The following is a 10,091-nucleotide window of genomic DNA, read 5'->3' on the forward strand; positions in this document are numbered from 1 at the left end:
ACCAGACCTGGCCACTACCCCGGTGGTGGTGCTGTCCAACAACGACGGTTGCGTGGTGGCCCGCTCGAAAGAAGCCAAGAAGCTTGGCATAAAAATGGGTGTACCGCTGTTTCAGGTGCGGGACTTGATGCAAAAGCATGGCGTCATGGCTTTCTCATCAAACTACGCGCTTTACGCCGATATGTCGCAACGGGTGATGAACACTCTGGAGCAATTGGCCCCACGGGTTGAGGTGTACTCCATCGACGAGGCCTTTTTGGATTTAACCGGGGTAGCGCACTGCCAGGACCTCACCGAGTTTGGCTTGACCGTCCGGCACACCATTCAAAAATGGACAGGGATGACGGTCTGCGTTGGTATTGCTCCCAGCAAAACCCTGGCAAAGCTGGCCAACCATGCCGCCAAAACCTGGCAAAAAACCGGTGGTGTGGTGGACTTAACCAGCAAGGTCCGTCAGCGCAAACTGCTAAGCTTGCTGCCGGTGCATGAGGTTTGGGGAATCGGCAGCAAGCTGACCAAGCGGTTGCAGCAGCTCGGCATGGATACCGCCTTGCAACTGGCAGATGCAGACCCTAAGTTTATCCGGCAGCACTTTTCTGTGGTGGTGGAGCGCTCGGTGCGTGAACTGAATGGCGAGTCCTGCATCGACTTGGAAGAAGTAGCGCCCACCAAAAAACAAATCGTTTCAAGCCGCGCCTTTGGTGAGCGCATTACCGACAAGCAGCAGATGCATGAGGCTATCAGCGAGTACATCAGCCGAGCCTGTCAAAAGCTTCGAAATGAGCAGCAAGAGGCAAAGCAACTAACGGTCTTTCTTCGCACCAGCCCCTTCAGCGACAAAGACGCGCCCTACAGTGCCAGCAAGAGCGTAGCACTGGATGCCCCAAGTGCTGACACCCGCGTCTTTCTGGCAAAAGCCACCCAGCTGTTGGATGCACTATGGGTGAATGGCTACCGCTATGCCAAAGCCGGAGTAATGCTGGCTGATTTTTATGATCCTGGCGTTTATCAACCCGGTCTTTTTGATGAGCCACTCGTGCAAAAAGAGTCCGATCAGAAACTGATGCAGTTGATGGACAACCTAAACACCAAATTTGGCAAAACCATCTGGTTTGCCAGTCAAGGGGTCAAGCAGGAATGGAGCATGAAGCGCGAGTTGCTGTCACCGGCTTACACAACAAACTGGCGTGATCTGCCCAGGGTCAAATAACTTGACGGTTCCCATAGGGAGTTTTGTTGCCTATATTTAATGCAAAGTTTATGAAGCCATGCGGCTCCAACAGGCTGGCTTATAAAGTGCCATGGTTGAACTGGTTAAAAAAACCGCGACAGTTGCGCTCGCTTGGTATGATGCCAATGCTATGCGGTAGAGAATCCATCGTCAGGAAAACGCATGACTGCAATTCGAAAATTCGTTCCAGCTGATACGCCTACGGACATTTGGACAGAGCTGAAACTGCCAAATGAAGATGCCAAAATTCGAGCGATTGTGAACTCGGGTTTTCGTGTTGAGTTGTTGTCCCATGCAGCAAAAGTTCTTGGTCTGAGCTTCGCTGCTGTTGTGAGCGCCCTTGGTATAGCCAGCACGACACTGGCCCGCCGGCGAAAACAGGGACGCTTCAACCGAGAAGAAAGCGATCGCATTTACCGACTTATAGAAATGACAAATCGAGCCACAGGTTTGTTTGAGGGTGACAAAAAATCCGCTGTCCGGTGGATGCAATCATCAATCCCTGCGCTCGGACAAAAGAAACCGATAGACATGCTTCAGACCAGTGCAGACACACTGGCAGTTTTAAAGCTGATCACCCGACTCGAGTTCGGAGTTCATTCCTAATTCAAGTGATATGATACATGACCCGTAGTCGATTTTAGTCGTGAAATGTATGAAAAATCAACTAATGCTGTAAGCTAAGCCCTGAAAATTCAAATCGAAAGGAGCGCCTTTTGTTGCTGGTAAAGGAAAATAAACTACCTGCTTATTTCACTGTGGCGAATTTGTATTTGATTGGTTTTTTGCTTCAAGTTTGAGCTTGCGGACAACGAGATACCCAACGTATATGAAGCAGAAAAGTAGTGACAGGTTAAAAAATAAAAAACCACTCATGCTCTGTTGACCTTGAGTTGCTCACCAATAATAGTTTAGTTTAGTTTAGTTTAGTGGATTCAGCCTACTTCAACAAGGGCGCTTTGGCATGAACTTAACTACTCAGCCAATCGAAACAGCAGGCCGGACAACAGCCCTGGTACGACGGGCCTCATATGTCTGCTTTGAGCGATTAGCAGACATATCAACCCAAAAACTTTCTAACAATAAATGTACTATTCCCCTTAATTGCGAACTAAAATCAATTGGTAATTAAAATTAAAGCTCGACATAAAGATTATCTCCGTTAGCTATTATCTTACTTAACAGCGCTATCCAGTTTTATCTTTCATGAAGTCATCTTAGTGGATGCTGGCTGTTTCGATGGGGCAGATTATTCATATATATATCATATTTTAGTCTGAATGATGGTTCGTACATCACAAATCTGCTCAGCAAATCCTATGTATTGGCCCTGCCAAGATACAATTTAGCAGTCATAGAAATTATTTATTATGTCATGATTGAATTATGTGATATTCATTTATCAATTAAACCTTTCTGGCACAACGTTACAATGTGATCATCAATTTTTTTTCCAACCCCTGTAAAAAACGTCAACCCAAACTTAGCTCGACTTAACATTATATATATTGTGCTTGGACTGGTAGTTGCTGTTAGCGGGGCCAATACCACTGGGAACTCTCGACCTGCAATCTCCCATATATTAACTAATAATATATCACTATTCGATTTTATACTATCTTCATTACAATAGCTTAAAGACTGGTCAAGCAGAAGTTTTTGCATCCTATCTAAACTAGAATCGTTTTCGTAAAAGATAACTAAAGGGAATGAGTTTGAGAATGATTTATTGATGTATTGAACCTGCTCGGTTACCAATTCTATAAACTCTTCATCTTGAGAAATAATTTTTAATCTAGGCTTTACAAAGCCGATTTGGTCATCAAAGTAATCTGCCTTTATATCTTCCAAATTTCTGCCGAGTAATAATTGACGATAATTGTAACTAACATTTCCCAGCTCATAGGTTTGTCTAAAATTGTGTCTTAATTGAAAAACTTTAAGCTTTTTGTCTTTGAAGAATGACTCCTGAATTGCAAGCTTACTCCACGAACCAACTCCTTCTGGATTTTCATTTTGCGATTCATCGCCTGCTAAAATTGTATTCTCAGCGCAAAGCCTTATTAACTCGATATAGCTAGCTGAAACATCTTGAGCTTCGTCAATGATAATAGTATGAAATCGATATTCATTAAAAAAGATCTTATTGAAATATAGATTTAGTACCTCTTTGAACTGTTCGTCTTTTTGAGACTCACAGAGCACTTTGACATAGGCGACCTTTAAAGTATCCAATTGCTCAACAAGCGTCTTTTCCGCAATGTGCAATTCCTCGCCTAAGCGAAATTTGAGATCATCAATAACTTTTTGCTTCTTGCCTCTAAATACATCAACGTGATGGCGTATATTTGCTTCATCATTAAGAGATAGTTGGTCATTACTTTTTGAAGAGCTAAACAAAACTTTTTGCCCAAGCTTTCTGAATAATGATTTTTTATTTTTTTCTACTACGGTCAATGTTAAACGCTGTTTAAGCTGCTCGATGCTAATTTTGAGCTCTGTGTATTTTTCTGAAACGGTTTTATCATTTTTTACCTTCCTCTCCCTGATTTCCTTAGCTTTTTTTAAAAAACCTTCAGCGAGAACAACAAAATTACCTTCATGTTTAGTGAGTTCGTATAACTCATTCCAATGATGAGAATCAGGTATATAGCTTATAGAAAAAATCGACCTGATATCAAAAACTGAGAGAAAAGCTTTTGATGCTATTTGAGCCAAATCATTTAAATTAGTTAATGAACTAACTGATAAACCTGGTGAGGTTAAATATGTTTCCTCAATGAAATCTTTAACTGGTAAAATTGAAATGTCATCAATATTGATCGATTTTAGTAACGCCTTAAACTGCGGCACAACTCTTGAGTTCTTTACCACAACTTTGATTAAACTTGGTTTAACCTTTTCGTGTAGCTCTAGCAACTTAATTTTTTGTAACACCGTTGTTGACTTTCCGGTTCCAGCAGGGCCATCAATGATGTAGTCACCCTCGCCATAAATTGCTTTTCCTTGAGCGCCAGTAGGTATTATTTCTTTCATTTTCATGAAGTTTTCTACATCTATTTTTATAGGTGTATCATCTTCTAATTTATTTCCTGACAATTCAGCCAATGCACTTTTAAAATATGCCTTACCATCGTTAGTGGAATATTTCACATCACGAATATCATCATTTTCTGGTGTATAGTCACCAATCAGAATGGCTTTTCCAAGGGCCGGGGATTCATCACCCAGTTCAAAGCCTAATAGCCCTTTTGCGCGCCAGTCTGACCAAGAAAACAAGTAATATGAACCATTTGAGTTTCTTCCATGATCCCAGCCTCTCGCATCATAAAAAGCAGCTTTAGTAAGATATATTGAAGATTTGTTAAAACCAATTCGATGAAATGCGGGTCTAGTTCTTTCTGAGTTGTTTGTTTCTAAATCCGCTTTTAATTCTTTTCTCATATGGCTCCGTCCTTTAAACTCATATTTTAAATACGTTCTTCTAAATATGTTGCTGCGTATCTCGGTTTGTTCGGCAACCTGTTCCGGTTTCATCAAGCTAGCTATGGTATCCCCAAAATGGGGTAGTATAAACAAAAAAGTTAGGCGAGAAGGGAACATTCATGGCCGTTGCCGATCTGATCGTTCGCCAAAACTAAACAAAACCACTAACAACCATGAATGCAAAAACTATGCTCGCTAATTTTCTCTCTTTTGTCACCCCTGAACGGATGCATAAGACCAGATTTTCATCACTGCTTTCAGCAACACAAAGCTTGCTGCAGCATTAACACTTTACAGTCACTGCCATTGGCCGGGACAGCGATGCATGCGAACAATACAGCATCAAACGGGCAGACTGCTGCTCAGCAACAACAAACTCCTAGCTGAAATACCTTGCATCTACGCATTAATGATCACAGCCAATCTGGCAAACAGAAAGCACACTATCATCCTGATGGACTGAGCAATGCCGATACTAAAAAGCAGAACCACATTTTAAGAGCCAGCCTCACCTTAGAAGGTCGCTCACTGACCTTGCTGCAAATAGTCGTTCCCACCGATGAATACAACAGTCCACGGGTGTCACAGTCAATTCCTGAAGCGCCTGAAACTCATACTTCCTGGCGACTGCAAGCCAGTGATTTTCATCGATGCAGGCTTTAAAGTTCCGTGGTTCAAAAAAGTACGCAAAAAAGGGTTGCACTTTATCGGCCGGGTTCTCGGTAATCAGCATGTGAAGTTGCCAGAGCACGATGAATTTATCAGTGTGCAGGAGCTGTTCAAAAAAACCGCTGCAATCCGAATCACCTTGGGCGCATTGATCTCACCAAAGCCATGTGCTATCGAGCTCAGGCATTGCTATTCGGCACCGGCTGGAAACTCAAAATACGGGATAAAAAGCGCAAATACAAAGAGCCCTGGCTGCTGGTGTCGTCCCTGCAAAAGTGTCTGAACTATGTTGATAAAATCGTAGCTTGCTACGGCAAACGCATGCAAATTGAAGTCAGCTTCCGGGACTAAAAAGCGGCACCTATGATCTGGGCAGCAATTCACATGGCACACCGCGGAGCCAACGAGTTTAGCAAAATTTATTTTACTGGCCGATCTGGCGAACTCGCTAAATTACATGGTGGTTGTGGATACAGTGATGGCGGGCCTACACCCGCAGTTTATGGCCAATACGAAGCGAAACAGGCGAATGCTGTCCTTCAACTATCTGGGTAACCGGCAATGCAAGTTCGAGCGGCTCTGGCTAAGTGCTGCACAGATAGCCTCCGCAATAGAGCAAATTATACACTGGGTTGCCGAGCTGGATTCGGCTGTGATCAAATTGGAGAAGAGCTGATACTATGAGCTTTGAATTCGTGGGGAACCCTCAGGTGAGTCAGACATCATTGAGATGGGAGGAGTCCAGCCCATTGATTACTTTTAACATGGTTTGGTGATAAGGTGTTACTTGTGCCTCTTCATAAGACCGAAAATTAAAAAATGAATAACTTTAGCGCATCATAAAAATCAACTTACACCAAAATGGTTGGTTTAATTTGTTTTTTATTCGTATACCACCAATATGTTTACATAATTACTGTTAGGTGTAGAATGATACACAATATTCCAGCTCACGCTCTGACCTTTGTTTCAGAGTTGACTATTCTGGAGCCAAGCCCATCCTCGATTTGGCTTATAGGTTCTCGTGCAAACGGTCGGGCAACAGAAAAGTCGGACACAGATATAATTGTATTTGGTTCTGAAAAGCTCATTGCTAAAGCAAAGTTAAAGCTAAGCCAGCCAAATTTAGTTGATTGCCTTATCGTATATGACAATAATAACTTTAAAGACCCATGGCAAGAAAAAAGCGGCTCGCTTACTGGTCTGAAATGGAAGTTAATGGATCACTGTACTGCAAAATACATGGGGTCTAAGTGGCTTCAAGATGAAGACTCCTCATTAGAGTTTGGAGCAGATATGGGGAGTGTCGTTCACCATCAAGAGCTTGCATTTAAAATTTGGCCTTAATAATATTATTAAACCGAGTACCACTCGGTACTAATTTTTTATCCATCCACTCAAAAGGAGTATTTATGCGTGGGAGGGGAGACCCGCACGGAGACGGCGCTGTATTTTTAGCTGCAGCCTTTTTGTTATGGGTTTTTGAAAGTGCAACAGTGTTTTGGGTTGTAATGGCAATTTTGCCAATAAAAATATTATTACGGAAAGCTTTAAAAAAATGATCTAATAATATTCAACTTAGCGGCAGCACCTAACAAGGCAAGTGGTTCGAATCGTTCGCTTCGCATACTGGGGCGGGCTAAAGCTAAAGCCTGGCTTTGATCAAACGTTTTGCTAAGACCTAAAAACAGACTTTGATGCCTGCAAATCGAAATGTCCGCTTTTGGCACTTAGTGACGATTCGAAGTTGCAACCTTGCACTGAGCTACTATCCATAACCGGTTATGAATATCCCCATGCTATTTGAGCATCTTTGCCTAAGTCTCAAGGGGATTTAACGCTTCTCCCGTTAATCCTCACTGTCGTGAGATCGTATCTCCGGAGTTTTATCCTCTGAACATGCTTGCTCTGGCTTCGATGAAATTGTCGAAGACGATGTTTTCTGACTGGCTCCGCTTTCTCTCTCTTTTCCTGCTCCAGTGTTCGGAGCAACCGCCACATCATGAACACAAATGATGGCATCATGCTGTTTATGAGCGCTTTTATGCTATTTATGAGAGGTTTCCATGCTGCCAATGTGAATCCTTTATCCACAGAGCGATCTCATAGATCGCATGGAGATCTCTCACAGACAGCATGCTTTATTCTCATAGACTACATGATTTGATCTCATAAACAGCATGGGCCGAAATGTGAACTAAAAACTTAAAATAATGTTAAATTACGCGCAATTCTTTAGGGAAATTTTTTTAAACCAGAGGAATGTACCACCTAATAGAATTTGGCCTCTCCAATTTCGCCTCCCAAAAAAATTCTGCAAACAGTTCAAAAGCAGACAATTTTAAAATAGCCCAATAAAAACAATTAGATAAGGAACTTCATGCTTTTTATGTGCACCTAAAAACAAAATCATGCTTTTTATGAGAGCTGCAATTATGCACAGAACCAAACCATGCAGTTTATGAGCGTGTTTTTATGACCCTGGTTTTCCATACGAACACCTTAGCTGAGTTATTCTCTCTCCGCACTTTCAAGATTTACCACGCGTGTTAAATTCCCAGCAGCTGAGATCTGTTCATCAGTTAATGTCTGATCGCTATGCTTTGTCATACTGATTTTTGAGCGCTCTTTATCTTGCACACAAAACAAAATATCTCCGACAGCAAAACCTAGCTCGTTACAAAGCTCATCTGGCAGTGGAAGAAAATTACCCTGCAGAATTTCAATGGTGTACGTCATTATTTGCCTCTTTCTTTAACAATAAATTTGAACTCGACTTACTTGCTATGTCGTTGAAACCTTGCAATCAATCGACAGATATTTTCCTTATTGTTGGGATTTAAAAACCTCCCCCATTAAATCTCCCTGTCGTGAGAGCGTATCTCAGGAGGTTTAGCATCTAAATTTGAATCTTGCTCGGGCGCCGATGAAGTTCTCGGTGACGATGTTTCTGACCGGCGCTGCTCAGCTTTCTCTCGCTTTTCTTGCTCCAGCGCTCGAATCAAACGCAACATCATGAAAACAAACGATGCGCCTATCATCAATAACATTCCAATTTCATAGCCATTGAGCATTGGTATCCTCCTTCAAAGCCGGTGTGGCTGCACGTACAACCAGCAAAGCCTTACTAATGAATAATCTACTATTTTTTTCAGAGGTTGCCTCTGAATTTAAGTGTCCACTTAGTTTTAGTGGACACTTAAATCCACTGTTCACATCCATGAACCACATTCAGGCTTCATTGCATACCGAGAAGCGACCAGACAGCCAACAACTGCATATGCAAAGTGAACTACAGCCCTTGGTCATTTCGCCGCTCTGACGGATCCCGCTGAGCAGATGACAACGGCTCATCTTTGGATGGCTCATCTGTTTGCTCACTGGAGCGCTGTTGCTTTTCAAACTTTTCACGCTTTTCTTGTTCAAGCGCTCTAAGCAAACGCCACATCATGAATACAAACGATGCGCCAATGGTGACCAACATTGCAATTTCATACCCACTTAGCATTTCGACTCCCCTATCCTGCTCTTCAATACACTCACAACAATGTGTGTAGCCTGTCTAAGCGTCATTAAGCATAAATAGCCACCCCTGATAAATCATCACCATCGCCAGGGTATCGAGCTCGCAGTACTTCAGTAACGCAGTACAAAGCGCCTCGCGTTCATAGTCTGACATTTGTGTGTATTGAAGCTTCCCATAGGCAGTTAACGCCATAGCGCCGTTATTGAGCTCATTCGACTCACTTAACAGTGCATGGTCATGCTCTGTTGCGTCATCAAAAAGTTTCGGCAATTGCTTGTAAGGATCGCAAACACCATTCGTTTCTCTGTGCAACCAGGTATGGTTCTGAAAATTCTAACTCGGCATCGTCACTGTGCCATAAACCGGCAAACTGTAAATGCTCTGCAGCATCGTGCAACGGGCTAACATTGCCGGTAGCACGTCTTTAATTGAGTTTGAACCACCGGTAACTGGATCATAGTAGTATCCTTTGACCAGCTCCAACATATCGACCATCACCCTTTTTCCTTGCCAACCTGGCACGATATCCTTGCTCGATTTTGTAATGGTTTTTATGAAATCAATGAGGCCTGCTTTGTCCTGCTCACCTGAACGCTCTAACTGAAGCAGAATATGGGTTAACACCGTATTCTCGTGCTTTGAGTAGCAGAAAATGGTCCCCTCATCGCTTGTAAGGGCCTGCTTCAGAGCTCGAACAAAATCGAAGTTAGGAAAACTCCCAGGAGTCACACCCAAAAACTGAGTTTTATGCTCCACAGTCCCGTTTTCATGAAGGGTATGCTGCGAAAATTGAAATGCAATCGTTTCGTATGGCACCATTCCTTTGAAAAAGGGCAATGCTGCGGTGCTGGTTTCAAAATCTATAAAATGAAGTGGGTAGTTGAATTTGGCTAGCTGTTCGGCCAAGCCTGCCTTGTCCAAATAAACACTTGAGTCGTGATTTTTCACTTTTTCGATCTGCAGCCATTGCCTGGCCAATCCTGTCAGTGGCGAGGTCATGTCACCATCAAACTTCAAGTCGTCTTGTTCAATTTGGCTAAGCTTTACGATGCCCTGTTTCAAAAAGTCAGCTGTTTTTCGTGAGTTCCATAGCGATAGCACCGTGGGCTCTTCGGCCGAAATAGTATCGGTACCAAAATGGGGGTGCCAACAGCTTTCAAAACCACTTTTTAGGCCTTG

General features: G+C 42.8%; 10 protein-coding genes. 4 read left to right on the top strand and 6 right to left on the bottom strand.

The features are described 5' to 3' along the window. A partial coding sequence (umuC, locus tag QWY20_RS18225; RefSeq protein WP_330130405.1) for a translesion error-prone DNA polymerase V subunit UmuC occupies nt 1–1,210 on the top strand: 1,210 nt, incomplete at its 5' end. A 183-nt stretch (nt 1,211–1,393) separates the two neighbouring features. Continuing rightward, nucleotides 1,394–1,837 (top strand): type II RES/Xre toxin-antitoxin system antitoxin, encoded by a 444-nt coding sequence (parS, locus tag QWY20_RS18230; protein ID WP_330130406.1) that lies wholly within the window; start codon nt 1,394–1,396, stop codon nt 1,835–1,837. 789 nt (nt 1,838–2,626) lie between these two features. On the opposite strand, the gene QWY20_RS18235 is transcribed toward parS, so the two are convergent. Continuing rightward, on the bottom strand, nt 2,627–4,768 hold the full coding sequence (locus tag QWY20_RS18235; RefSeq protein WP_330130407.1) for a DEAD/DEAH box helicase: 2,142 nt from the start codon (nt 4,766–4,768) through the stop codon (nt 2,627–2,629). Between the two features lie 508 nt (nt 4,769–5,276). Between QWY20_RS18235 and QWY20_RS18680 the strand changes: the two genes are divergently transcribed. Beyond that, on the top strand, nt 5,277–5,669 hold the full coding sequence (locus QWY20_RS18680; protein WP_407935445.1) for a transposase: 393 nt from the start codon (nt 5,277–5,279) through the stop codon (nt 5,667–5,669). A 647-nt stretch (nt 5,670–6,316) separates the two neighbouring features. After that, on the top strand, nt 6,317–6,733 hold the full coding sequence (locus QWY20_RS18240) for a nucleotidyltransferase domain-containing protein (RefSeq protein ID WP_330130408.1): 417 nt from the start codon (nt 6,317–6,319) through the stop codon (nt 6,731–6,733). Between the two features lie 1,164 nt (nt 6,734–7,897). Here QWY20_RS18240 and QWY20_RS18245 read toward each other — a convergent pair. From QWY20_RS18245 to QWY20_RS18265, 5 genes are all read right to left on the bottom strand, one after another. Further along, nucleotides 7,898–8,125: a hypothetical protein gene (locus tag QWY20_RS18245; RefSeq protein ID WP_330130409.1), complete on the bottom strand. Its 228-nt coding sequence runs from the start codon at nt 8,123–8,125 to the stop codon at nt 7,898–7,900. A gap of 116 nt (nt 8,126–8,241) precedes the next feature. Beyond that, nucleotides 8,242–8,460, bottom strand: a complete 219-nt coding sequence (locus QWY20_RS18250; RefSeq protein ID WP_330130410.1) for a hypothetical protein — start codon at nt 8,458–8,460, stop codon at nt 8,242–8,244. A 218-nt stretch (nt 8,461–8,678) separates the two neighbouring features. Beyond that, nucleotides 8,679–8,894 carry a hypothetical protein gene (locus tag QWY20_RS18255; protein ID WP_330130411.1) on the bottom strand — a complete coding sequence of 72 codons (216 nt, stop codon included), beginning with the start codon at nt 8,892–8,894 and terminating at the stop codon, nt 8,679–8,681. Between the two features lie 54 nt (nt 8,895–8,948). Then, nucleotides 8,949–9,224 (bottom strand): hypothetical protein, encoded by a 276-nt coding sequence (locus tag QWY20_RS18260; protein WP_330130412.1) that lies wholly within the window; start codon nt 9,222–9,224, stop codon nt 8,949–8,951. Nucleotides 9,225–9,245: 21 nt separating this feature from the next. Next, nucleotides 9,246–10,091, bottom strand: an 846-nt coding sequence (locus QWY20_RS18265; RefSeq protein WP_330130413.1) for a DUF2779 domain-containing protein, incomplete at its 5' end; no start/stop codon positions are given.

This window comes from Alkalimonas cellulosilytica (assembly GCF_036325985.1).
Classification (GTDB): Bacteria; Pseudomonadota; Gammaproteobacteria; order Enterobacterales; family Alteromonadaceae; genus Alkalimonas; species Alkalimonas cellulosilytica.

Bases quoted from the DNA above. Each gene is read 5' to 3' on its own strand.
- QWY20_RS18245 (WP_330130409.1), bottom strand. From the start codon at position 8,125: ATGACGTACACCATTGAAATTCTGCAGGGTAATTTTCTTCCACTGCCA.
- QWY20_RS18255 (WP_330130411.1), bottom strand. From the start codon at position 8,894: ATGCTAAGTGGGTATGAAATTGCAATGTTGGTCACCATTGGCGCATCG.
- QWY20_RS18680 (WP_407935445.1), top strand. From the start codon at position 5,277: ATGAATACAACAGTCCACGGGTGTCACAGTCAATTCCTGAAGCGCCTG.
- QWY20_RS18240 (WP_330130408.1), top strand. From the start codon at position 6,317: ATGATACACAATATTCCAGCTCACGCTCTGACCTTTGTTTCAGAGTTG.
- QWY20_RS18235 (WP_330130407.1), bottom strand. From the start codon at position 4,768: ATGAAACCGGAACAGGTTGCCGAACAAACCGAGATACGCAGCAACATA.
- QWY20_RS18250 (WP_330130410.1), bottom strand. From the start codon at position 8,460: ATGCTCAATGGCTATGAAATTGGAATGTTATTGATGATAGGCGCATCG.
- parS (WP_330130406.1), top strand. From the start codon at position 1,394: ATGACTGCAATTCGAAAATTCGTTCCAGCTGATACGCCTACGGACATT.